Below are 24,223 nucleotides of genomic sequence, written 5' to 3' on the forward strand. Positions count from 1 at the left end.
GCTGATGCGGCAGCGACTCGCGGCGCCCTGCCCCGGGTCGGGGAGCGGTACGGGATGCCGCCCGCACGGCAGGGACGACTCGGTCACGTGAATGACTCGTCGTCATCCGCGGGCCAGTCGTCCTCGATGACCAGGCGACCGTCTCGCAGCGCGGTCGCGTACTGGTCGGCCACCAGATCGGCCGGGTAGGTCGGCCAGTAGGAGACCGCGCCGGTGGGCTTGTCGATGACGCAGACCGAACCGCCGACGATCACCGGCGGGCTGGCCGGATCGGCCTGCGGCGCGCGGGGGAAGGTGGCGACGGCGACGAAGCAGGTGTCGAACTCGGTCAGGTGGTAGCTGATTCCGCGATCGGCATAGTCGCCGTTGGCCAAGTGGTGGTCGGCGATCCGGTGCGCTTCGGTCAGGTCCACCGGTGTGGTCGCCTCGGTCGGGTAGGCGTGGATGTCCATGTGTCGATGGCAGCTGGGAGTGGCCGCCTGCTCCTTCCGGGTCTCTGGATAGCACGGTGGCGGCTCGGCGCAAGCCGGTTTCCGGTCAGTCGAACCGGATAGTCGACAACATCTTGCGGGCCAGGGCCTCCGGATCGGAATCGGCGGCCAGTGATGAATTATGCAGTGCCCCTTCGCGCCACAGCGAAGCGAAGCCGTGCACCAGCGACCATGCGGCGAGTTGGGTCGCCTGCTGCCGGTCGTGACGGTGACCCGGTTGGAGGTCCGCGACGCCGGAGCGCAGCGGCAGCGCGGACCGTTCGCGCGCGGCGCGCAACGCCGCGTCCTCCGCGTGCAAGAGGCTGTGCCGGAACATCACGTCGAAGTGCCCGGGGTGCTCGCGCGCGAAGCGGATGTATGCCACCGCGACCTCGCGGAAGTCCTCGCCTGCTCGCGCGAGCTGTTCGGCCAGCAACTCGAAACCCTCGGTGGCCAACGCGGTGAGCAGACCGGCTCGATCGCCGAAGTGGTGGGCGGGCGCGGCGTGTGAGACGCCCGCGTGCCGGGCCAGGTTGCGCAGCGAGAGCGCGTCCACGCCGTCGGCGGCGATCCGCTCGGCGGCCGCGGTCAGCAGCGCCGCGCGAAGATCTCCGTGGTGGTAGCCGTCCTTCGCCATCCCTCGATGGTGACCGATCATCTAGACATTGACAAGTTTGCGGCGGCGAGCCTAATCTTTCCACTGTCAAGATTTGCTCTCGATGCACAGGAGATCCGATGGCCCCGCTGGTTGTCCTCGTCGCCGTCACCGCACTCGCCCGGCTCATCGGCAGGCTGACCGGCAACGGCTGGCTCGATTCGTGGGCGCACGCGACCGCGCTCGGCTTGGCCGCGATGCTCGTCCTCACGGCGAGCGCGCACTTCCTCCAGCCGCGCCGCGACGCCCTGATCGCCATGGTGCCGCCGAGGCTGCCGAACGCGCCCGCGCTGGTGACGCTGACCGGCATCCTGGAATTGGCGGGCGCGGTCGGCGTGCTGATCCCGGCCACCGCCGACCTGGCCGCGGCCTGCCTGATCGCCCTGCTGCTGGCCCTGTTCCCCGCGAACATCCGCGCCGCTCGCGCGGAACTGGGCATCAAGACCATGCCGCTGCCGCTGCGGGGTCTGGTTCAGGTGCTCTTCATCGCGGCCTGCGTGGTCGTCATCATCGGGTGAACATGGCGAAAGACCTGCTCACACATCCGGATTCGATGTGCGAGCGGGTCTCTCGCGTGGTGGGGGTTCAGTTGCCGCGCAGCGCCTTCGCGATGGTGCGGCGCATGAACGGCCGCGCCAGATCCTCGGGCAGGTTCGCCCAGGCCAGGAAGAACCGCGTCAAAGGGTCGAGGGCGATGTGGTGATGCCCGCGTTCCATTCCCCGCACCGCGGCCTCGGCGACCCGTTGGGCCGACATCGGCTCGATCGACCCGGTGATCGCCTTGGTCTCCACCGGCTTTCGCTGGTTCTCCATCGCCAGCCCCGGCGTGTCGGTGTCGGCCGGATAGATCACCGTGACGTCCACGCCCTTCGGCTCGACCTCGTAGCGCAGGCACAACGCCAGCTGCCGGATACTCGCCTTGGTGGGTCCATAACCGGTGTAGCCGGTGATCCCGAGAAACGCCGAAGTCGAGCTGACCAGCAGGATCTTCCCGCCGCCCCGCTGCACCATCCCCGGCAGCACCCGGCGCACCGCGTGCACCGCGCCGAGGTAGTTGGCCGACATCTGCACCTCGAACTCGCCGGCGTCCACTTCGAGGAATCGTCCGGGCAGTGTGAGTCCCGCGCAGCAGGCGATGACGTCGCATGGCCCGTTGCGCTGCTCCAATTCCGTGATGGCCGAATCGAGTTGGTCCGGACGGGTCACGTCCGCGGCGGCCCGGTCCGCACCCAAGCGTTTCGCGGTGTCGCGCAGCGGAAGCTTCCGGCGCGCGATGATCGAGACCTGCGCGCCACGCCGCGCGAAGACCTCCGCCACCGCGGCGCCGATCCCTTCCGATCCGCCGGTGACGATGACGTGCTTACCGACCCAGTCCCTGACCCGTGCCATCCCGTGACCCTCAGGCTCGGCTCGCGGTGACGATATCGGCGATCCGATCCCGCCACAGCAGGTAGGTGCCGGAGGTGCCGTCGTCGGGCAGGTCGTCGAGCGAACTCTCGATCAGCGCGTCGGTCTTCGCGACGCTGGTCCCGCAGAAGACCTGCGCCGCCGCCTCGCTGTGCTCGTTGACGCTGTTGGTCTGCTGCCGGATGCGCGCGACCATGGCCGAGCCCAGTGACAGCTGTGGCCGGAACTCACCGGCCACATCCCAGAGTTCCTCCATGGCAGCCGGTTGCACGCCGCCCGCGAACGTGACGGCGATGCCGACGCCGCTCCACAGATCGGCGTGCCGCTTCGGGTCGAACTCGCCGATCAGGCGCACCACACCGGCCGGATTGCCGCCGCCGATGAACCACAGCGCGCGGCCCATGCCCTGATCGGCGATGCGCTTCAGGTTGTCCCGGTCACCGAGCCAGCCGGGGTAGCGGGTCTCGACGTGCTTGTCCCGCACATAGCGCTGCATTTGAAAGAACGCCTTGTAGAAGCCGTACCCGTCGATGGCCAGCCAGCGGAACAGCGGGTGCTGCGGAAACAGCTTCTTCCAGCGGAGCTTCGGGATCTTCGCCATCGCGAGGCCGACACCCACGTACATGGTCAGGGCGTAATCAGCGGCCGGGCCGTCGATCAGATCGGCGGCGCGCCGACCGGGCGACAGCGAGTCGATCGCGGTGAGGCCGACCGCCGCGCCTTCGTAGGCGAACCCGCGGTACTTCGGCGGCACCTGGAGCAGCGCGGCGATCAGTTCGTCGTTGTCCGAGCTGCGGACCGCGGAATCGATGCCGCCGACCAGGTGCATGGTCACCTGCTCGAGTTCCAGCGCGGTGTGCTGGTCGGGCTGCTCGAATCCGCTGAGCACCATGCGGACACTGGCCGGACTGGGGACGAAGAGGGCCGCGCGCAGCGGACCCAACGGCGAGGGCATGGAGTTCTCCAATCGTCGGGGAGGAGTCTTGGGCCCGGTGCGGGAGCGCCGTGTGGGCGACGCACACCAGGGTCGGCGGGGGATTCGGCGAGACGGACGTGAACGCGTCGGCGGTCATGCCGTGCGGCCGTGGTGACCACGGTGACACCGATGGTGAAAGCGCCGAGCACGCGGCTCGGCGCTGCCGGTCATGAGCGGGCCGCCTCCTTCGCGGGCTCGGGTTCCCGGGCGATGTCGGCATCCAGGTCGTCGGCCACTACGGGCTGCTCCACGGCGGGCGTCGCGCCCCGCCCGCCCCACCACTCGGCGATGCCGCGCACCCACCAGTAGACGCCGCGAGCGCCGCAGACGACGACCAGCGCGATGAACAGGCCGTAGGAGATGTGCAGCGCCGTGACCACGCCGTACATGATGCCGACCGAGGCGCCGAACATGATCTGCTGCTTCTTGCCCGACGGCGTGGTACCCGGGTCGGTGACCATGTAATTGGTGAACAGCACGAACGCCAGGCCGGTCATCACGCTCAGACCGCCCAGGATCGAGATGTTCGGTTCGATGAGCCCGCGCACGATGGCCTGCAGCGCGAACGCGCCCACCCACGCCATGATCAGCGGCATCTTCAGCGTCAGCTTGGCGTTGAGCATGGTGCCGGTCATCAGCAGGCCGAGCACGATGAGCGCGTCCGCCGGCCCGGTGATGTACTCGGTGAAGTGGTACGGCGGCGCCACCGCGATCATCGGGAACACCAGGAAGCACACCACGACACCGAAGTTCGACGGGTTCATGAAGTGGCGCATCTTGCCGTTGATCTTGGCGCGCAACACCCACTTGGTACCGACCGCGACGACGATGCCGAAGATCACCGGCCACAGCTTGTCGTGCGCGAAGGTCAGGAAGTTGAACGCCAGACCGGTGATGTGCGCGGGCAGCAGGAACTCGAACAGCCCACGCGGCCCACGGCCCCGGAAGGCGGGCGGCCGCTTGTACGCCCATGCCGCGAGGACTTCCAGCCCGATCTCGGTGGAGTACGCGGTGGCCAGCGCGATGAACGGCCAGAGGAACGGTTGCTCGAAGCCGAGCAGCGGGAATCCGATCAGGTTGAAGATCGTGATCGAGATGGCGAAGTTGCGCAGTGCCAGGTAGCGGGGGTCTTTGGTCGCCGCGGGCTTCTCCACCCATTCCTTGGCGAACTCGGTGCCCGAGCGCTGCACGGCCGAGATGCGCTCGGCTGCCGTAACGCTGGTCCCGTTGCCGTTACCCGCCGTGGCGGCCGGATTGTTGCCCGCGGCGCCGCCGTTGCCGTCGGCCGCCGGGGTTTCGTGATGACCGTTCGACGCGGCTTTCGCCTCGCCCGGATCCTTCTTGTCGTTGTCGCTCATCGCTGCTTGACCTCCTGCGCGTCCGAGGCGAGGTTCACGGTGTGCCAGCCCGGCGCGAGCTGGAGGGTTTGGTCGTGCGGGGTGCCGTTGGTCTCCCGCCAGCGGAGCACGACGTTCAGCGGGGCGGCGGGGTCGACGTCGCCGAGGCCGATGTGCACCTCGGTGGCCCGCTTGCCGGTGTGCCCGCTGCCGCCGTCGAGGTGGCTGGTGAGCAACCGGCCGTCCGCCGTGCGGACCTCGACCTGGGCGTCCACCGCGGGAACGCCCTGCGTGGGAAGACCGGCGATGGTGTTCGTGGTCGCCGTGCCGTCCCAGGCCTGCTTGAACAGCTTCAGGCCGAGGAACCGGCCGTTGCCCGCCTTGTTGTTGTGGTAGAAGGTCGGATCACCCCATTGGCGCGCGACAGCGAAGCTCAGTGCGCCGTTGCCCGAGGTGTCGCCCACGGCGATGCCGCGGGAGGGGACGGGCGTGTCCATGCCGAGGGCATGGGTGAGGTTGGCGAATTTGCCGTCGTCGCCGCGGCTGAAGAAGCCGACCGGATTGCTGCCCGCCAGATCGGCGTCCGCGCCGATGATCGGCCAGGACCACGGGTACTTGGTCAGGTTGTCGTTCATGGTGCCGAGTTCCTGGATCTGCGGCCACCGGTTGGTGTCGCCCTTGATCATGCCGGTGGCCTGGACCACCTCGTTGCGACCGTCGTTGTCGAAGTCGTCGATCTTGGCGTCCCAGCCCCAGGTCTCCCAGGCCAGTCCGACGTCGGTGGCGCGATTCTTGAACGGTGCGATGCCCTCGGCGAGCTGACGCGCCGCGTCGGCGGTGTCCTTGGCGGTGTTGTAGAAGGCGAAGTGGCCCTCCATCAGCGCGAAGCGCACGGCGATGTTGCTGACGAACAGGTCCGGCATGCCGTCGCCGTTCAGGTCGCCGAAGTCCGCGGCCATGCCCTTGTCCGAATCATGGCCCATGACATACGACTTCGGCTCGGTGATGCCGCGCTCGCCCTCGGCGAAACCGAAGCGGATCCGACCCGGTGTCGACTGGTTGACGAACAGGCGGTCGCGCCCGAAGTCGTTGGCCACGTACAGCTCCGGCAGCTGATCGCCGTTCAGGTCGGAGGCGGCGGCGGCCAGCGCCCATCCGGTGTCCATTCCGATCGGGAACGGGTTGGCCACCTCGCGGTAGTCGGCGGTCGGTTCGTTGCCCGACGCGGCGGAGGTGAGCGTGAAGATCCGATCCTTGCCGCCGTTGCGCGCGTTGGACAGCGAGTCGGTCATCCACAGCGCGAGCTGGCCCTCCTCGGAGAGCACGTCCATGTCGTTGAAGTACTGACCCAGGTAGATGTCCGGCTTGCCGTCGCCGTCGAAGTCGGAGACCGACACCGCCGCGGTGATCCAGCGCTCGCCCTCGTAGTGCCCGTCCGGGGTGTTCGGGGAGGGGACGATGTCGATCGGGCGGAATGCCTTGGCGTCCAGTCGGGTCGCGTTGGCGCGTTGCAGGTACAGGATCGGCGTGCGGCCGTAGTACGACACCAGCGCGTCCATCCGGCCGTCACCGTTGAAGTCACCCGGGATGCAGCCCGACGGGACGGTGGAGGAGTCGACGGGCAACGGCTTGGGGTCGAGGACGAACGGTTCGTACCGGCCGGTGTTGCTGTCCGGCGTCGGCGTGAGGAAGGCCGTGTCCGAACGGGGGTCGACCACGCACAGATCGTCGGCCAGCCGGTTGCCGTCGAAGTCGTTCATCGCGATCGCCGCGCCGACCGAGGAGATCCAGGCCGACAGGTGCTTGTACGGCTCACGCAACTCGCGGATCTTGCGGTCGGTCGGCAGGCCCTTGGGCAGCGCGATCGGCATCGCGGTGAAGTCGAACTTGCTCGCGATCGGGCCGCCCGCCTCGTCGTAGGTGGGCAGCAGCGCCGACCGCGCGGGAATGAACAGCGAGCCCATCAGCAGCAGGGCCACCCCGGGGACCACCGCTTTTCGGAGGAGGGATCGGTTGATGGGAATTTTCACGAGTGCTGCTCCTCATGGGCGAGAGTGAATTGCTGTCCCGCGGTGTCCGCGAGTCCGTCGAGCACCTCGCGCAGCGTGGCCAGCGCTTGGTCCATGTGCTGCTCGGTGTGCCTGCAGTTGATGAAGAACCGCAGCCTTGCCTCCCCGGCCGGGACGACCGGGTGGGTGATGGCGTTCACGCTGAAGCCGCGTTGCAGCATGGCGAGTGCCGCCAGCACGGCCGGTTCGTCGGCGCCGGTCATCACGGGGATGATCGGGGAATCCTCCGACGTGCCGATGTCGAACCCGTGTTCCTTCGCACGGCGGTGGAAGTACTCGCTGTTGTGCCGCAGCCGCGCCACCCGTTCCGGCTCGTCGCGCAGTACCTCCAGCCCGGCCAGCGCGGCGCCGATGGCCGAGGGGGCGGGCGCGGCGGTGTACATGCTCAATCCACCCGCGACGTACTTGAATCCGTCGACCAGTTCCCGGTTGCCCGCGAGGTAACCGCCGACGCTGCCGAGCGCTTTGGACAGGGTGCCCATCCAGACGTCCACGGCGTCGCCGGGCAGGTCGAACAGCTCGCGCACGCCGTGCCCGGTGGCGCCGAGCGTGCCGAACGAGTGCGCTTCGTCGATCATGATCGAGCAGTCGTAGCGCCGGGCCACCTCGATGATCTCGGGCAGCCGGACCACGTCGCCGTCCATGCTGTAGAGGCCCTCGATGATCACCATGGCCCGGTCGAAGCTGCGCCGGGACATCTTGAGGATCGTCTCGAGCGACTCGGGATCGTTGTGCCGGAACGAGACCCGCTTGCAGCGCGACCACTCCGTGCCGGAGACCACGCTGTGGTGGATCAGCGCGTCGCAGACCGCGAGATCGCGCTTGCCGAGCAGGAATCCCACCGCCGCGGCATTGGTGAGGTAGCCGCTGGCGGTCACCAGGGCTGCCTCGGTGTCGTAGACGCGGGCGATCTCGGCTTCCAGCGAACGATAGATCGGCAGCTCGCCCGCCACGATCCGGACCGCGGCGGCGGAGGTGCCGTACTGATCGATCGCGTCCTTGGCGGCCTGCCGCACCCGAGGGTCGGCGGCCAGGTCCAGGTAGCCGAAGCTGCTGAAGTTCACCACATCCCGGTCGGCCATCCTGGTCACCGCACCGCTGACGCCCTCGTGCGGCAAGTAGTACGGGTTGACCAGACCGACCTGTTCGACCCAGGCGTCGAACCGCCCGAACCGCTGCCCGGCCTCGAGCACACCGGGGTGGTCACGGAAGGACGTGTGGGCGACTCCGCGCGGTGCGCTGTGGCCGTTGGCGGTGGTCGCGGTCGCGGATCCGTTCGTGGTCCGCGCGCCGTCGGTCGCGGGCGCGGCGGCGCCGCTCTCTCCGCTCGCGTGCCTGGCCAGCAATGCGCGGGCCAGCTCCCTCGGGTTGTTGTCGGTCATTCGTCCTCGCTCCTCGCCGCGCGCTCTTCTTCTTGGGCAATCTGCTCGGCAATCCGCGCGCCGAGCCCGCGCAACGTCAGTCCGATCACGGCGAGCACCGACAGCTGGGTGCCGAGCACCTGCACCACGCGGGCGCCGAACTCCATGCCCATCAGCGAGTCCATGCCGAGTTCGGGCAGCGGAGTGTTGAGGTCCACCGTCTCGGCGTCGACGCCCAGCACCGCGGCGAGCTGTTCGGCGAGCAGGTAGGCCACCACCTCGCCGCGCTGCTCCAGACCCAGCTGGAGGATTTCCGCCCGCAGCGCACCCGCGCCCGACGCGCCGCCGCCCGCGGCCGCCACCTGGTCGGCGAAACGCGGCGTGCGGGTGGACGGGCGATGCGCCAGTGCCCACTGGCTCCAGTCCACGTCGAACAGCACGATCTGCGGCAGGTCCAGCCGCAGGCACTCGCCGAGCAGCTCGGTGGCCACGTCCATGTCCACCGAGCGGTAGCCGGTCATCTCCGCATACCGGCTGACCGCCTCGTAGTCGGCCATGCCGCCGCCACCGCTCATGAAGCCCCAGTTCACCGCCAGCGCGGCGGCGCCACGGGCGCGGCGGGCGGCGGCGATCATGTCGAGCACGGAATTGGCTGCCGCGTAACCGAATTGGGGCGAGATGCCGACGATGCTGCTCGCCGAGGAGAACAGCACGAACATGTCGAGTTCGATGTCGGCGGCGGTGACCGCGGTGTCCAGGTTGACCGCACCCGCGACCTTGGGACCGAAGATCTCCGCCAGCGACTCGGCGGTGATCTGCGGCACCTCGAGGTTGTTCACCACACCGGCCGCGTGGAATACCCCGCGCAGCGGACGCCCGCTCGCCTGGATGCGCTCGACCAGCGCCGCGACGGCGTCGTAGTCGGACATGTCGAGGCGTTCCTCGACGACTTCCGCACCGGCGGCGCCGAATTCGGCGATCGCGGCGCGGGCCGCGTCCGTCGTGGCGCCGCTGCGCCCGGCCAGCACCAGCCGGCGCGCGCCGTTGCGGACCAGCCAGCGCGCGGTGGCAAGGCCGAATGCGCCGAAACCGCCGGTGACCAGGTAGCTGGCGTGCGCGTCGATCGGCAGACTCGGTCGTTTGGCCAGCACGGTCGGTTCCGGTTCGCGCAGATCGAGCACGACCCGGCCGATCTGCTTGGACCGCACCACGGTTTCGAACGCCTCGGCGGTCGACGCGAGCGGGAACGCGGTGTAGGGCAGGTAGTCGTAGGTGCCGTCGTTCAGGGCGTCCATCGCCCGGCGTGCCGCGCGGCGGACCAACTCGGGCCGCACGGCCAGGGCGCGGTCCATGTCCACGGCGAAGAACGACAGGTTCCGGTCGAACGGGCGCAGGTCGATCGCGCCGCCGCCGTAGATGTCGGCCTTGCCGATCTCGACGACCCGGCCGAACTCGGCGGCCACCCGCAGGTTCTGCTGGAGGATCTCACCGGGGGAGGAGTTGTAGACCACGTCGACGCCGCGTCCCCCGGTCAGCGCGAGCACGTCGTCGACGAAGCTGATCGACCGCGAGTTGACCACCTCGTGCGCACCCGCCGCCGTGGCCACCGCGCGGCGCTCGTCCGAGCCCGCCGTCGCGATCACCCGCGCGCCGAGGCGCACCGCCACCTGGACCGCGGCCATGCCCATGCCGCCCGCCGCGCCGTGGACCAGCACCGTCTCACCCGGTTGCAGGTGCGCGAGGTCGCCGAAGGCGAATTCGGCGGTGAGGAAGGGCAGCACCGAGCTGGAGTGGCACGGGTCGAGCACCGTGTCCGGGTAGTCGAGGGGCATCGTGGCGCCCTCGTCCGGCCGGAGGGTGACGTGCCGCCGGACCAGGTCCCTCGCGCACACCGACATCTGGTCACCGACGGCGACTTCGGTCACGCCGGGGCCGACCCGCTCGACCACGCCGAACCCGTCCATGCCCAGTTCGGTGCCGAAGTATGTACCGGCCAGCTCCTTTTCGGTGAGCACCCCGAGCGCCTTGAGCGCGTCCTTGTAGTTGAGGCCCACCGCGTCCATCCGGATCTCGACCTCGCCGGGGCCCGGCGCCACGCGGTCGACCGCGCGCCACGCCAGATCCGACAGCAGCCGCGAGCGCGAAATCTCCAAGCGGAACGAGCTTTCCGGATCGGTCAGCGGCGCGGCCTCGTCCCAGACCGCCAAGTGCTCGCGCAGGGATTTGCGCAGGTGCAGCGCCCAGCACGCGCCCGCGCGCAACGCGACCTCGTCGGCGCGTCCGTCGCCGAGCACCTGCTCGACGATGTCCGCGGCGCGTGTGGCCGGTTCGGTGTCGACCAACCGCCAGTGCACCGCGGGTTGCTCGTTGCGCAGTGTGCGCCGGGCGCCGGTGAGCGCGGCCTGCGCTGGATGCGCGAATGTGTCGATCGGCAGGCAGAACGCCTGTTCGGTGACCACCACCGCGCGCACTTCGGCCGCCGTGGCGTCGTCCTCCTCGCCGACCACCAGTTCGCCGACCGCCTTCGCGACGAGGGCGAGCCCGTAGGCGTTGGGCACCGCGTCCAGCTCGGCGCCGGACACCACGACGAGCCGGCCGCGGCTCACGCCGGGCCGCTGGTGAGCGGCGCGCAGGGCGGCGAGGACACGATCCGAGGCGTCGGCCTCCTCCGGTTCCAGCGTGAGGATTTCCGAGGAGGCGCGGGCGCTGGCGATTTCCTTCGCGCGCTGGGAGACGGTGCTGCCGAGGCTGACCACGAGCAGGAACTCCTCGCCGCCCACGGGTTCGTCGGCGGTCGCGGTGTCGTCGACGATGGACCACACGGGCTCGTAGAACAGGCCGTCGAGCTGCTCGTGCAGATCCGGCTCGGCCGCGAGACCGGTGAACCGCACCCCGGAAAGCGCCAGCGCGACAGCGCCTTCCGGTGCGGCGACGGTGATATCGGCGCACAGCGGATCACCGTCGACCCGGCGGACCAGCACCACGGCCTGCTCGGGCAGCGGCCCGGTCCAGCGGACCCCGGCGACCGAGGACGGCACCACCACGCTCGCGCCGCGCGCGGTCTGGGCGTACAGGGCGGCGAAGCACTGCAGCGCGGCGTCGACCGCGGCGGGATGAGCCAGGTGCGGCAGGCTCGGCGCGCCACCGGCCAGCGGCGTGAGATCGAGCCGGGCCAGCACGGAGTCGGCGCCGACGCGCGCGTCGGTGATCAGCCGGAAACTCGGCCCGTAGGCCAGGCCGTGCGCGGCGAGGCCGTCGTAGAGCGTCGCCGCGCTCACCTCCACCGCGTCCGCCGCCGGCGTGAGGTCGATGTCGCGCGCGTCGACGTCCGCTTCGATCAGCCTGCCGTGCGCGTTGACCGTCCAGGTGGTCGCGGTGGCGGCGCGCGAGCGCAGGGTGAACCGGTGGGTGGTCTCCTCCACGGTGAGACGCAATACCGGCACGTCGTGCTGCCCGATCACCAAGGGCGCGACGAACTGGACCGACTCCAGCCCGAAGGAGGTGCGACCGGTCCGCACCGCGACGGCGCTGAGCGCGGCGTCCAGATAGGCCGCGCCGGGCAGCACGACCGATCCGTCCACGACGTGATCGGGCAGCCATGGCAACGCGGCCACCGACAGCTCGACCTCCCATTCCGGAGCGGACGCCGCGGTGCGCTGGCCGAGCATGACGTAGCCGTCGACGGCGCCGACGCGGTCCGCCTCGATCGCCGGGTCCTCGGTCCACAGCGTGCGGCGCTGCCACGGATAACGGGGCAGGTCAAGATGCGCGGCAGGCGTTTCCGCCGCACCGGGCGCGTGCGTGGTGTCCAGCCCGCCCACCTGGTATAGCTCGCCCACGGCGCGCAGCAGGTTGTCGTGGTCGTCGGCGTTTCGCGAGAGGGTGCTGATCGCCGCGCCGTCGAGACCCCGGCGCACGAACGCCTCCTTGATATTGCCGCTGAGCACCGGGTGCGGCCCCACCTCCAGGAAGACCCGGTGGCCCGCGTCGAGCAGGCTGTCCACCGCCGCGCCGAACCGCACGGGCTCGCGCACGTTGCGGCACCAGTACTCGGCGTCCCACTCGGGCCCGGACAGTTCACCGCCGGTGACGGTGGACCAGATCGGCACCTGCGCCGGTCGCGGGGCGAGGCCGGCCAGCACCGTGGTGAGGTCGCCGAGAATGGGGTCCATCAGGTGGCTGTGGTAGGGCACCTCGACGCGCAGAGCCTTGGCGAAGACGCCTTCTTCGGTGAGTTCGGCTCGGATACGGTCCAATTCGGCCAGGTCGCCGGACAGCGTCGCCGCGGAGTGGCTGTTGATCGCCGCGACGCAGACGCCCGGCACGCCCGCGAGGCGCTCGCCCAGTTGCTCACCGGACAGGCCGACGGCCAGCATGCCGCCGGTGCCCGCGGTGGTGGCCTGCAACCGGGCGCGGTGATAGCTCACCAGCAGCGCGTCGCGCAGCGAAAGCGAGCCGGACGCGTAGGCCGAGGCGACTTCGCCGACGCTGTGGCCGACCACCGCGGCGGGGTGGATGCCGAGTTCGGCGAGTTCGGCCACCAGGGCGGCCTGGACCAGGAAGTTCGCCGGTTGCGCGTACGCGGTCCCGGTGATCCGCGACTCCGCTTCCGGGCGCAGGAGTTCTTCGACGATCGACCATCCCGCGATCTCGCGGAAGATCTCGTCGATCGCCCGCGCCGCGGCGGCGAAATGCCCGTCGGCCTCGAGCAGGCCACGGGCCATACCCCACCACTGCGGGCCCATGCCGCTGAACACGAACACCGGCTGGGTGGATCCGTCGGTCAGCGCGCGGGCGGGCGGCTTGCCCGCGCCCACGGCGAAATCGGCCAGCTGGGAACGCAGATCGTCGGTGTCGCGGAAGGTGAACGCGGCGCGCAGCGGGTGGTGCGCGCGCTGCACCCACGCCGCCTCGGTCACCGCGTCCACGGGGGCGGTCTCGGTCAGCTCGTGCAGCTGGGTGGCCATCGTGCGCAGCGCGGTCTCGTTGCGGGCCGACAGCGGCAGCACGGTGATCGGCCCGCGCGCGGACTGCCCTGCGGGCTCGGGCGCTTCGGGCGCGCGGGTGAGGATCGCATGGGCGTTGGTGCCGCCGTAGCCGAAGCTGTTGACCGCCACCGCGGCCCGGCCGTCGTCGTTCGGCAGCGGTTCGGTCTCCAGCGGAATGCGTACCCGCAGTTCGTCGAACGCGATCTCGGGGTTCGGGTTGTCCAGCCGCAGTTGCGGAGCGATGACGCCGTGATGCAGCGTCAGCGCGGCCTTGATGACGCCCGCGACGCCCGCGGCGGCCTCGGTGTGCCCGATGTTGTTCTTCACCGAACCGACCGGCAGCGGTTCGTCGCGGCCGTCGACCGCGCCGTACACCGCGCCCAAGGCGGCCAATTCGAGCGGGTCGCCGACCGGTGTGCCGGTGCCGTGCGCCTCCACATAGCGGATGTCGTGGGCGTCGATGCCCGCCAGCCGGCGCACCCGCCGGGCCAGGGCCTCCTGCGCGGCCGGGTTGGGCACCGGGATCGCCAACGTGCGGCCGTCCTGGTTGACGCCGCTGCCGCGCACCACCGCGTAGATCCGGTCGCGATCGCGCACCGCCGCCTCCAGCGACTTCAGCACCACGGCGCCTGCGCCCTCGCCGCGGCCGTAGCCGTCGGCCGCCGCGTCGAAGGACTTGCAGCGGCCGTCGACCGCGAGGAACCGGCCTTTGCACATGGAGATGAACGCCTCGGGCCGCAGCATCGCGTTGGCGCCGCCGACGATCGCCGTCTCGCATTCACCCGACTCCAGCGCCAGCATCGCCTGGTGCAGTGCGACCAGGGAGGAGGAGCAGGCGGTGTCGATGGTCATGGTCGGTCCGAGCAGATCCAGCAGGAACGCGATGCGGGCCGACAGCAGCGTGTGCGAGGAGCTGGTCGGGCTGTGGCTGTTGATCGAGGCCCGCGACACCGAACCGCTACGCACCAGCGCGTTGTCGTTCATGAAGCCGCCGACGAACACCCCGACCTCGCGACCGCCGACCCGGCCCGCCATCCCCGCGTCGTCGAGCGCCTCCCAAGCGACTTCGAGCAGGAGTCGCTGCTGCGGATCCATGATCGACGCCTCGCGCTGGGAGATGCCGAAGAACTCGGCGTCGAACTCCCACAGCGACTGGGTCAGGAATCCGCCGTGCCTGGTGTACATCCGGCCCGGCGCGTCCGGGTCCGGATCGTAGAATTTCGCGAGATTCCAGCGATCCGCCGGTACCTCCACGATCCCGTCGCCCTTGCGCACGACGAGATCCCAGAACGAGTCCGGCCCCTCGATGCCGCCCGGAAAACGGCAGCCGATACCGACAATTGCTACATTGGGCATGCAAAATCCCCTGGTGCTCAGGTATCCGAAATCGCAGGCGTATTCACGTCGGCGTCGTCGAATCAGCGTGGAGACAACCGGAATCGCGACGCCGGTATGCCTGTTCGGCCACGGTGTCGTCCGGAGGTGAAGTGGTTCCGCGGTAGGAGGTCAGTGTCCACCCATGGTAGGAGGCCCGATTCGCGAAGGTCAATAACTAATCGCGCGCTCATCGACCGAAAAGTATTGCGGGGTAGGTAATGACAACCCCATCATCAATGCAGTTCAGCGCGGGTATGACGATATTATTCTACTGTTATTACACAGTTATGAGCCGGCCGAACTCGGCAGAATTACACCGTTATTCCGGTGTTATTACACGGATTTCGGCCTCGTGTCTTCGGAGGGTGTTGAGCATGCCCTGTATTCGTGGCTACGATGGCTCGTCGAATACGCACCGGCGAAAGGCGATGGGCGTGGATCCGTACAACACCGGGCAGTTCCGTATCGAAGCGGAGGCCGAACCCATCGAGAGCCCGGCGTGGCTGCTCGAGTTCACCGAGCGATACATCGCCGGGTGGAACAGCGGGGACGGTGCCGCGGTCGCGAAGTGCGTCACCGAGGATACGATCTGGCACGACCCCTCGCTGGACGCGCCGGCGCACGGGCGGGCGGGTGTGGAGAAATTCGTCACCGACACGGTGCGCTCGTTCCCGGATGTCGCTTACACCAACCCTTTCCCGCCGACGCTCGCCGCGGACAACCGGATCGCCCTGGTGCCGTGGCGGATGACCGGCACCCATCTGGGCCCGATCGACCCGCCCGGTTTCGGCCCGACCGGCAAGCGAATCGACCTGCTGGTCATAGACGCGTGGCAGTTCCGCTCCGGGCTGATCTGGCGCAGCCAGGCCACCTGGGACCTGACCGAGATGCTGCTGCAACTGGGTCTGATGCCGCCGCGCGGAAGCGCCGCCGAGCGCGCGATGGCGCGCGCCCAGCGGTTCCGGTCCCGGCTGCCGTTCTGACCGGTACCCCGCTACGCGGGGTTCAGTCGCCGAACTTCTCGGCGAAGCGCTCCACCGCGAGTAGGACCGAGGAGCCGACGGTCTCCAGTTCGGCGCCCATACCGACGAGAAGATTCACGATCGCGGGCACCAGTACTTCGAGTAGGCCGTCATCGCCCAGGTGGCCGGCCATCTCCAGCTGCACGAAGCCGAACAGTCCCATCCACAGCTGTGCCGCGGCCGAACGGACGTCGGGAGTGTTGATCAGTCCCGCGTCCTGTGCGCGCTGCACCGCGCCGACCACGTGGTCGAACGTCTCCGCGTAGTGCTCGAACTCCGAATCGTGCCCGGCCACGAGCACATTGCCGCGGTTGATCTTCATGTCGATGCGCGTGCCGGTGCCGAACATCAGCTGGAACAGCTCCGGCCTGCGCTGGGCCTCGTCCCGGAACACCAGGCCGAGCACGAGCAGATCGGTGATCGGCTCCTCGCTCACCCCCGCCGCGTTCATCCGCTCGGCCAGCTGGGCGAATCCGGCGGAGCCCGCCGCCCGGATCAGCCCGGGCATGCCGCCGAAGTTGGAATACACCGCCATCGTGGAGACTCCGCACATGCGCGACACGCGGCGGACGGTGAGTGCGTGCAAACCCTCGGTCGACACCACCTCGACGGTCGCGTCGATCAGGCGATCGCGCAGCGCGGTGTTCATCGTGTCCGTCCCGGCCGGGCGCACGGCTAGTTCAGTTGTTCCGGCAGTTTGCTTGCTCATCGCTTCCGTTTCCCCAGCACGGTCACGCCGTGACGCATAGATCCGCTAGTGCGCTGTCTTCGGGAAGGCGGTACCGCCGCCCGACCGAGGGCGCCCCGGTCGCGGTCACCGTGCTGGCCCCCGGTCTCGGGGCGGTGGATCGCGGCCGGAATGGTCGGCCGTGTCTCGGCAGTGCCGCGGCGGCGATGTCTATTTCGATCGATGCACCATCGATTCGCTCGGTCCGGAAAGCTGATCGTGGTTCATCGCGCACAGAAATCTCCGTTCTTGCCGCACGAACGGGCGGGCAGAGCATGAGGGGGAGCCGCGTTCGCGGGCTACGAAGAGCAGGCGCACTCGCCGGGAGGTGCGTGTCGGAGGTGGGTGTCGTCACCGAAACTCTATGTGATACAGCGTAACATCCACAGGGGAACGGCCAAATGTTCTGCGTTGTTTCCCATTCGCTGCGCGGCGCTCGACTGTGGCATCCGGCGACCGAAGTGGCAAACTTCTGGACCCGGCGATAATGTCGCAAAGCGGACAAATGGGGCCGCTGCCGATTCTCGATCCGCACGGTCATGAACACGCGGCAACAGTATCGTTCAGCGGGGACAGTTTCGTGGGTGGGAGGGCCGGCCGATGTCGTCATCGATCTCGGGAATCGTCGCGTGGCCGGTCATCGGTTTCGTCGCCGCCGTGCTCGCGGGCCGGTGGTTGCTGGTACGCGACACCATCGTCGACAAACTGCTGAACCAGCTGTTCTTGTGGGGCTTGCTGAGTCTGCTGCTGTATCGCTGCACCATGACACCCGGCATCGCGAGCCTCGCCCATCAGCTCTCGCTCGGCTGCACGGTGATGGCGTCGATGTGCCTGCAAGGAATCGTCCGCATCTGGGCCTTCGATGTGGACCCGGCGGCGGTACGGCGCAGGCACCGCGTCTGCTGCGTGCTCGCGGCCGCGGCCACCGGCGCGATCCTGCTGGCGGGCACGGCGGCACGGCAGGAAGGCAGACTCGTCGACCTGACCCTGGATGCCGAGGGATTGGTGGTGTGGACCACCTTCGGTCTCCCGCTGCTGGTGAACGTCTCGCTGCTGGCCCGCATGTGCCTGCGTGAGCTGCGGGCGGGCGGCATCGGCCCGGCGGAGAAGCTGGTGTGCGCCCTGATGATCTGGGCGGCAACACTTTTCGGTGTGAACCTGGTGCTGTCGACGGTGCGGGCGGTCACCGGATGGCAGCGCTGGGGTACTCATCTGATCCGGATCGAAGCGACGGTCACCATCTGTCTGGCGATCGACGCGACGGTGATCGCCATTCCGCTGATCCGGTCGCTGCTGGCCACGGCGGAACTCGATCGAGTAGGACGATCGTGCCGCAGGTTGCGCCCGCTGTGGCGGGATCTCACCACCGCCGTCCCGGAGATCGTGCTGCGGCCGGCCGCGGGCGAGCAGGCCGAACCGGGGACCCAGCTGTTGCGGATGACGGTGGAGATCCAGGACGCGCTGCTGCATCTGGGCCGCTACGCCCCGGCGCATGGGGCATCGGCCGAGTCGGGATGTCCGATGACCTACTACGCGCAGCAATTGGCGTGCGCGGCGGTCGCGCGACAGGAGGGCTCGGCGCCGATCGGATCGACGTCGGCCCGGCTGCCGGTGCCCGCGGCGGATTTCGACGCCGAGCTGCGGCAACTGCTCGAACTGGCCCGCGTGTGGCCCGCGGCCCGCGCGGCGGCGGGCGAGCGGGTCCCGGTGGCCGTCGGCTAGAGCACCGCTTGGGTCTGGGTGACCTTCGCGACCAGCTTGTCCGCGTCGTCCCGGATCACCGTCTCCACCACGATGAACGAGCGTCCGGCATGCAACGGCGCCGCCGACGCGATGGCGTGCCCGGAGCGAACCGCGCGCAGGAAATTCGTCTTCGATTCCACCGTGGTGGTGCCCTGCTTGCCGTCCGGCAGGTTCAGGAACGCGCAGACCGCGCCGGTGGCGTCGGCGAGCGACATCAGCACCCCGCCGTGCAGCATGCCGCCCAGCGTGCACAGCGATTCGTCCCAGGCCAGGCGGCTGCGGACCAGCTCGGGGCCGTGGGCGAGCACCTCGATGCCGAGGCGTTCGGTGAACGGCATGGTCTGGTGGAAAAGCTTGGTGCCGGTCTCATCGATCATGGCCGTGATCTTGCCTGCCGCCGGTCGCGGAGTCGATTACTTCGCGGGTAGGCGCCGGACCGCCCCGTGGCCGGATGGGAGACCTGTACATCGGTTCCGTACCGGTCCGCGGTCGGCGAGACGCGGCGACGCCTGGCGGCCGGGTCAGCTCAGCCGCGCCACCATGGCGTCGGGCAGGTGGGGGAGCGCGAGATCGATCAGCCGCCAGGGCCACCCGGGCACACACGCTCGTCGTCGCTCCTTCTCGATGGCGGCCACCATCGATGCGACGCCTTTGTCCAGGGGCGCGACCATCCGCGCGTCACCCGCCTTGGCCGCCATGTCGGTGGCGATGAAACCCGGCAACAGCGTGGTCACGGCGATCGGCGACCGCGCCAATTCGGTGGCCAGTGCGGCGCCGAGCGCGGCGAGGCCCGCCTTGCTCGCCGAGTAGGCCGCCTTCTTGCCGGGAAGCCCGCGCACCGCGCTCATGGAGGCGACGAGCACCAGGTGGCCGGCCTGCTGCGCGCGGAAGATCTCCAGCGCCGCCTCCGCCTGCGCCAGCGCGCTGACGAAGTTCGTCGTCGCCGTCGCGAGGTTCGCGTCGGCCCGCCCGCTGCCGATCGGCGCACCCTTGCCGATACCGGCGTTGACGATCACGCGATCCAGGCCGCCGAGTTCGTCGCGCAGCTCGCCGAAGACGATCGGCACCGCGGCGTGGTCGTCCACGTCGAGGGCGCGTACGGCCACGGTGACTTCCGGGTGCGCGGCCACCAGCTCGTCGCGCAGCGCCGTGAGCGCGTCCAGCCTGCGGGCGCACAGCGCGAGATCGCGGCCCTTGCCCGCGAAGTCGCGCGCCATGGCGGCCCCGAGGCCCGCGCTCGCCCCGGTGATCAGAATCCTCTTCCGCGTCATGCGGCTGACCCTAGCCTCTGTTGAACACGAGTCAATACGCCGCCCGGCGGGAGGCGCCGCTCGGTCAGCCGCCGAACGAGCCGGTCGGCGGCGGTGTCGGCAGCAACCGCCACGGCCCGCAGTTCTCGGTCTTGAACCCCACGTCGGTCGGCTTGATCTGCACCCGGACCGGACCGAGCCGGGTGTAGTTGTTCGCGAGGATGTACTGCATGTTCGTGTTGTCGCCCTCCACCTTCCACAGCCTGCGCCAATCGCAGGCGTAGGCCGGGTCTGGGGTGCCGGGCGCCTCCCAGATTCCGGGCACGATGTCGACGCCGACCAAGTAGACGCCGTCGTGCGTCATGGTGTTCGCCGGCTCGGCCGCCGCCGTCCCCACGGCGAGCAGAGTCGCCGCGCAGCTCATGGCTCCCGCGAAGAGGAGTGCGTTTGCACGCATACCGGTTCTCCTTGACTTGTACTACCGCCGCGTCCACGGTCGTCGTGCTCCCCGCGGCCGCGGCCGACCCGGGAGATCCCCGCATCTCCGCGGCAAGGAATCCCAGAACCGACCGAGCGGTGTGCCCGGAATCTCGTAATCCGCGCGGAATGTCGTCTCGGACATCGCCCGGTCGCGGGGCGGTGGGGCGATGGTACGAACGGGTCGGGTCCCGTCACGCTTCGCCGACGGCTCGACCAACGATCTCCCCGGGGGTGCAGTTACCCGCTGTCCACCTCCGCTCTATCGCGCGGGGATTACCGAGCGGATCGAGCGTGACCATGACTCTCGGCAAGTCGCCGACGATTTCCGCGCGCCGTTCGGTGTGGCGCAGAGCCGGATGCATTACGCTCTGCTACCTCTGCGCAAACTGGCCGAGCGAGCCGGACGGCCGGGCGTCGCGCATGCTGTAACACTTCGATCACGCAACTTGCTTTGCTGATACACGCGTTGCCAGAGTTGACTACTGGGTTTGGTGTTACAAGTGGGAAGGGAGGGGTGCTCCGTCCCGGAGCACCGACCGCACTATGAAGCCAAGCATCATCAATGCAGGGATCTGTACCGCCGTCACGGCCGCGGTAACGGTGACGCTGTCCGGGTTGCTCCCGGTCACCGCACAGGCGGCGCCGTCGGCGCTGGACATGTCGCAAAAGCTCGCTGGCAAGACCGTTTTCCTCGACCCAGGACATCAGGGGTCGAACCATTCCCAAGATTTGGCAAGACAGGTCAGCGATGGCCGCGGTGGCACCAAGGACTGCCAGACCACCGGCATGACCACGATGAACGGCGTTCCCGAGCACACCATCACCTGGAACGTCGCCCAGGTCGTCAAGACGTCGCTGGAGACACTCGGCGCGCACGTCGTGCTGAGCCGCCAGGACGACATGAACTGGGGCGGCTGCGTCGACGACCGGGCCCGCGCGGCGAGCCAGTCCGGCGCGGACGTCGCCGTGAGCATCCACGCCGACAGCGCGCCCGCACAGGATCGCGGGTTCCATCTGATCGTCCCGGAGCTGCCGATCCCGAATCTGATCGTCGATCAGGTCCAGTCGGGAGCAGGCCTCGCCGCGTCGAAGTCGGTGCGCGACGCGTACCGCGACGCGGGCTTCCCGTCCGCCGACTACGGCGGCGTTGTGGACGGTCTGCAGACCCGCAGCGACATCGCCGGTCCCGCGCTGACCACCGTTCCGCTCGTCTTCCTCGAGATGGGCAACGGCGCCAATCCCGAGGACGCGGCGCTGCTGGAAACACCCGACGGGCAGCTCAAGCACGCCATCGCGCTGACCACCGGAGTGGTCGGTTACCTGCTCGGCGCACCGCAGCCGGGTATCTCACCGGATCAGCAGGCAAGCCAGACCACTCCGCAGGGCACGTCGCTCGACCGTCCCGCGGTGGCGCCGGGAACGCCGCAGGGCCAGACGAATCCGGGTACTCCCCAGGCGCAGACGAACCCGGTGGTGCCGCAGGCGCAGACGATTCCGGCGGTGCCGCAGAGTTGGACGACTCCCGGTGTGCCGCAGAGTCCGGCGGCCCCCGCGGTGCCGCAGGCGCAGTCCGTTCCGAGCACCTCGACGCCGAAGCCCGCGCCCGGCACCGCGACACCGCAGTCATCGGGCACGCCCGCGGCGCCGAATGCACCGGGCACCTCCGGCAGCCAGTCGCCGGGCACGCCGAACGCGCAGCAGTCACCCGGGACCGCGGGGGGCAACGCTTCGATCATGGAGTTGCTGATGCCGTTGGCGAAGATGCTGGGCCTGGACGACAACGCGATCACCACGGAGCTGATCAACCTCGGCTACAGCCTGGCGGGCATGCTGCTGGGCTCCTCGAAATAGTCCGCACACCGAACCCGCCGGACGCCATCCTCACCACCTCGAGGGTGGCGTCCGGTCTTTCCCGCGGCGCACTAGGGTGAGCGGAATGGCTGACCGGATTCCTGTTGTGCTCGTCGCGGGGTTTCTCGGTTCCGGAAAGACCACGCTGCTCAATCACTTGCTGCGGGACAACCGGGGAACGCGGATCGGGGTGGTGGTCAACGACTTCGGGGCGATCAACATCGATTCGATGCTGGTCGCCGGGCAGGTGGACGCCATGGTCTCGCTCGGCAACGGGTGCGTGTGCTGCGCGGTCGACGTCACCGAGCTGGACGAGCTGTTCACCCGGCTCACCCAGCCGAAGGCCGGAATCGACGTGATCGTCGTGGAAGCCAGCGGCTTGGCCGAGCCGCGCAGCCTCATCCGGATGGTGGTCGGCAGCGACAATCCCCGCCTGCGCTACGGCGGCCTGGTCGAGGTGGTCGACGCCGAAGAGTTCCCGCGCAGCAGTACCCGCCACCCGGAGCTGCGCACGCATCTGCGGCTGGCCGATCTGGTCGTGGTCAACAAGGCCGACCGGATCGCGCCCGAGCAACTCGCACGGCTGCGCGAGGACATCGCGGCGCTGGTCGGTTCGGTGCCGGTGTACGCGACCACCTACGGCCGCATCGATCCCGGGCTGCTGTTCGACCAACCGCACCGCACCCGCCCGATGGTGGCCGAGCAGCTGAGCTTCGACGAACTGCTCGTAGAGCACGACCACGACGATCACGCCGGGCACCGTCATCTGCACGACGACTACGCCAGCGTCTCGTTCACCAGTGAACGAGCGCTGGACCCGCGCAAGTTGATCGGCTTCCTGGAGGACCCGCCGCCGGGATTGTTCCGGGCCAAAGGGTTCGCCGCCTTCGGGGTGGCCGACGAACGCAGGAAGTTCGTCCTGCACATGGTCGGCCGCCACATCGTCTTCGAGCCGGGCGGCTGGTCGCGCGGCGAAGCGCGGGGCGCGCAGCTGGTGCTCATCGGGGCAGGCCTGCGCACCGACACGGCCTTGGCGCGGCTGCACGACACCGTGCACGACGGCGCCGAACCACTCGACGCGCAGAGCATGCTCGGCGTGTGGCGCTATACACCGCACTGAACGCGCCAGATTGGCGCGTTTGTTCGCGACATGTCGCGTTCGGTGCTGGTGACAGAGCAGTCTTTTCATGAGACTGAATGCGTGTCCGCCGGTCCGCGGGCACTGGGAGCGTACTGCCGCCCGCGGCGCCGCTCGGCAGCCCATCCGTGACCGACCGAATCGTTCTGCGACCGATGGGAGTTTCCCGTGTCAGATTCCATGGAGAGCGCCACCGCGTACGTCATCGAGGCGCTGGAGGCCAAGGGCACCGCCACCCGCGAGGACTTCGACGTTCCCGCGATCGTCGCCGAGACCCACGCGATCGCCAACAGCTGGGATTTCCGTGCGATCGAGGACGCGACGTTCTGGTCGATCGCCGCGCGTTTCATCAGGCCGTGAACGTCCGCTCCACCCACTCGGCGCGATACGCGGGGGTGGCCAGCGACCACCGCCGTGCCGCTCGCCGCATCGATCCCGGGTCGGAGTAGCCGAGAATCTCGGCCTGGCGTGACCGGCTCAACGGGCCGGTGGCCGTCGCGGCGATCAGCCGCGTGCCGCGTGCCCGATCCAGTTCCGCGCGCCACGTGGTGCCCGCCTCTCGCAACCGCCGCTGGAGCGTGCGGGGGCTGGTGGCCAGCCTGCGCGCCACCCGCTCGAGGGACGCGTCGCCCTCGTCCAGGCAGTCCGCCAGCGCGGCCGCGACGCGCTCCGGCCAGGCGGTGGCCAGCGGCGGCGGTGGCGGAAGGGCCGCGGCCAACGGCCGCAGGATGCCGGCCAGGACCGGATCACTGGTGGTCAGCGGCAGATCCATATCCGAGGCGCGAAAGGTCATGGCGTCCACCGGCGCGTCGAACTCGATCGCGGTGGTGCCGAATACCTCGACGAAGGTGTCGGTCTTGGCGGGTGCGCGCTGGCGCAGCGAGACCCGCAACGGGGCCAGCGGTTCGCGCACGACGCGCCGCGCGCGGCTGAGCACCGCGCACAGGCCCCACAGCTGAGTGAGATCCCGGCCCCGGCCTTCCCCGTCGATCATGTCGAGATACAAGGTGACTTCCTCGTCGTTCTCCGCGACCAGGTCGAACCGATGGTTGGTGGTCACCGCCGTGACGTACGGCCCACAGGTCGCCAATCCGGCGCCCAGCGTCGGGGCCGAGGAGAACAGGTAGTCGTAGAGACCCAGGCAGGTGAGTTCGTAGCGGCTCGCCACGTTCAGGGCGACGTCCGGATCGCCGAGTTCGTGCTCACCGATCTCCCACAGCCGGGAGAACGTCTGGCTGGGCAGGTGCACGTCGTCGCCCGCCATGGTCCACTCCGGCAACCCGGATTCCCGGAGCAGCCGGTCGCGGTCGACGCCGGCCGCGGTGAGCTGCGAGATGACGAACCGGTGGAGCAAGACCTGGTCGGTTCCCAC

19 protein-coding genes are annotated in these 24,223 nt (G+C 69.3%); 6 read left to right on the top strand and 13 right to left on the bottom strand.

Going from position 1 to position 24,223, the window contains the following annotated elements; translation table 11 throughout:
• Positions 1-83 precede the first annotated feature (83 nt).
• Positions 84-452, bottom strand: coding sequence for a hypothetical protein (locus ACZ6DL_RS01120; protein WP_466048200.1), 369 nt, complete (start codon positions 450-452; stop codon positions 84-86).
• An 85-nt stretch (positions 453-537) separates the two neighbouring features.
• Positions 538-1,107, bottom strand: coding sequence for a TetR/AcrR family transcriptional regulator (locus ACZ6DL_RS01125; protein ID WP_396979785.1), 570 nt, complete (start codon positions 1,105-1,107; stop codon positions 538-540).
• Positions 1,108-1,205: 98 nt separating this feature from the next.
• Here ACZ6DL_RS01125 and ACZ6DL_RS01130 point away from each other — a divergent pair, with 98 nt between their 5' ends.
• Positions 1,206-1,643, top strand: a complete 438-nt coding sequence (locus ACZ6DL_RS01130) for a DoxX family protein (protein ID WP_466048202.1) — start codon at positions 1,206-1,208, stop codon at positions 1,641-1,643.
• Positions 1,644-1,710: 67 nt separating this feature from the next.
• Here ACZ6DL_RS01130 and ACZ6DL_RS01135 read toward each other — a convergent pair whose 3' ends face one another.
• The 6 genes from ACZ6DL_RS01135 to ACZ6DL_RS01160 all read right to left on the bottom strand — a co-directional run bounded on the left by ACZ6DL_RS01135 (position 1,711) and on the right by ACZ6DL_RS01160 (position 14,619).
• A complete protein-coding gene (locus ACZ6DL_RS01135; protein ID WP_466048204.1) occupies positions 1,711-2,514 on the bottom strand; it encodes an SDR family oxidoreductase in 804 nt (267 codons plus the stop codon).
• Positions 2,515-2,524: 10 nt separating this feature from the next.
• Positions 2,525-3,487: a DUF1702 family protein gene (locus tag ACZ6DL_RS01140; RefSeq protein WP_466048206.1), complete on the bottom strand. Its 963-nt coding sequence runs from the start codon at positions 3,485-3,487 to the stop codon at positions 2,525-2,527.
• 188 nt (positions 3,488-3,675) lie between these two features.
• On the bottom strand, positions 3,676-4,866 hold the full coding sequence (locus ACZ6DL_RS01145; RefSeq protein ID WP_466048208.1) for an enediyne biosynthesis protein: 1,191 nt from the start codon (positions 4,864-4,866) through the stop codon (positions 3,676-3,678).
• Positions 4,863-6,875: a CRTAC1 family protein gene (locus ACZ6DL_RS01150; RefSeq protein ID WP_466048210.1), complete on the bottom strand. Its 2,013-nt coding sequence runs from the start codon at positions 6,873-6,875 to the stop codon at positions 4,863-4,865. Before ACZ6DL_RS01150 ends, ACZ6DL_RS01145 begins: the two co-directional genes overlap by 4 nt.
• Positions 6,872-8,296, bottom strand: coding sequence for an aminotransferase class I/II-fold pyridoxal phosphate-dependent enzyme (locus ACZ6DL_RS01155; RefSeq protein WP_466048212.1), 1,425 nt, complete (start codon positions 8,294-8,296; stop codon positions 6,872-6,874). The genes ACZ6DL_RS01150 and ACZ6DL_RS01155 overlap by 4 nt, the downstream gene beginning before the upstream one ends.
• Complete coding sequence (locus ACZ6DL_RS01160; RefSeq protein WP_466048214.1) at positions 8,293-14,619, bottom strand: type I polyketide synthase; 6,327 nt, start codon at positions 14,617-14,619, stop codon at positions 8,293-8,295. The genes ACZ6DL_RS01155 and ACZ6DL_RS01160 overlap by 4 nt, the downstream gene beginning before the upstream one ends.
• 455 nt (positions 14,620-15,074) lie before the next feature.
• Here ACZ6DL_RS01160 and ACZ6DL_RS01165 point away from each other — a divergent pair, with 455 nt between their 5' ends.
• A complete protein-coding gene (locus tag ACZ6DL_RS01165; protein ID WP_466048216.1) occupies positions 15,075-15,623 on the top strand; it encodes an ester cyclase in 549 nt (182 codons plus the stop codon).
• A gap of 22 nt (positions 15,624-15,645) precedes the next feature.
• On the opposite strand, the gene ACZ6DL_RS01170 is transcribed toward ACZ6DL_RS01165, so the two are convergent.
• Positions 15,646-16,371 (bottom strand): TetR/AcrR family transcriptional regulator, encoded by a 726-nt coding sequence (locus tag ACZ6DL_RS01170; RefSeq protein ID WP_466048218.1) that lies wholly within the window; start codon positions 16,369-16,371, stop codon positions 15,646-15,648.
• A 618-nt stretch (positions 16,372-16,989) separates the two neighbouring features.
• On the opposite strand from ACZ6DL_RS01170, the gene ACZ6DL_RS01175 reads away from it, so the two are divergent.
• Positions 16,990-18,111, top strand: a complete 1,122-nt coding sequence (locus ACZ6DL_RS01175; RefSeq protein ID WP_466048220.1) for an MAB_1171c family putative transporter — start codon at positions 16,990-16,992, stop codon at positions 18,109-18,111.
• On the opposite strand, the gene ACZ6DL_RS01180 is transcribed toward ACZ6DL_RS01175, so the two are convergent.
• From ACZ6DL_RS01180 to ACZ6DL_RS01190, 3 genes are all read right to left on the bottom strand, one after another.
• Entirely contained in the window at positions 18,108-18,509 is a 402-nt protein-coding gene (locus ACZ6DL_RS01180) for a PaaI family thioesterase (RefSeq protein WP_466048222.1), read from the bottom strand. The genes ACZ6DL_RS01175 and ACZ6DL_RS01180 overlap by 4 nt on opposite strands.
• A 144-nt stretch (positions 18,510-18,653) precedes the next feature.
• Positions 18,654-19,403, bottom strand: coding sequence for an SDR family oxidoreductase (locus tag ACZ6DL_RS01185; RefSeq protein WP_466048224.1), 750 nt, complete (start codon positions 19,401-19,403; stop codon positions 18,654-18,656).
• A 64-nt stretch (positions 19,404-19,467) separates the two neighbouring features.
• Entirely contained in the window at positions 19,468-19,839 is a 372-nt protein-coding gene (locus ACZ6DL_RS01190) for a hypothetical protein (RefSeq protein ID WP_466048226.1), read from the bottom strand.
• A gap of 566 nt (positions 19,840-20,405) precedes the next feature.
• Between ACZ6DL_RS01190 and ACZ6DL_RS01195 the strand changes: the two genes are divergently transcribed.
• From ACZ6DL_RS01195 to ACZ6DL_RS01205, 3 genes are all read left to right on the top strand, one after another.
• Positions 20,406-21,713: an N-acetylmuramoyl-L-alanine amidase gene (locus ACZ6DL_RS01195; protein ID WP_466048228.1), complete on the top strand. Its 1,308-nt coding sequence runs from the start codon at positions 20,406-20,408 to the stop codon at positions 21,711-21,713.
• Positions 21,714-21,798: 85 nt separating this feature from the next.
• Entirely contained in the window at positions 21,799-22,833 is a 1,035-nt protein-coding gene (locus tag ACZ6DL_RS01200) for a CobW family GTP-binding protein (protein ID WP_466048230.1), read from the top strand.
• Between the two features lie 186 nt (positions 22,834-23,019).
• Positions 23,020-23,211, top strand: coding sequence for a hypothetical protein (locus ACZ6DL_RS01205; protein WP_040868744.1), 192 nt, complete (start codon positions 23,020-23,022; stop codon positions 23,209-23,211).
• On the opposite strand, the gene ACZ6DL_RS01210 is transcribed toward ACZ6DL_RS01205, so the two are convergent.
• Positions 23,201-24,223, bottom strand: a complete 1,023-nt coding sequence (locus ACZ6DL_RS01210; RefSeq protein WP_466048232.1) for an AraC family transcriptional regulator — start codon at positions 24,221-24,223, stop codon at positions 23,201-23,203. The two genes, ACZ6DL_RS01205 and ACZ6DL_RS01210, sit on opposite strands and share 11 nt — an antisense overlap.

This window comes from Nocardia sp. NPDC041819, assembly GCF_055590505.1.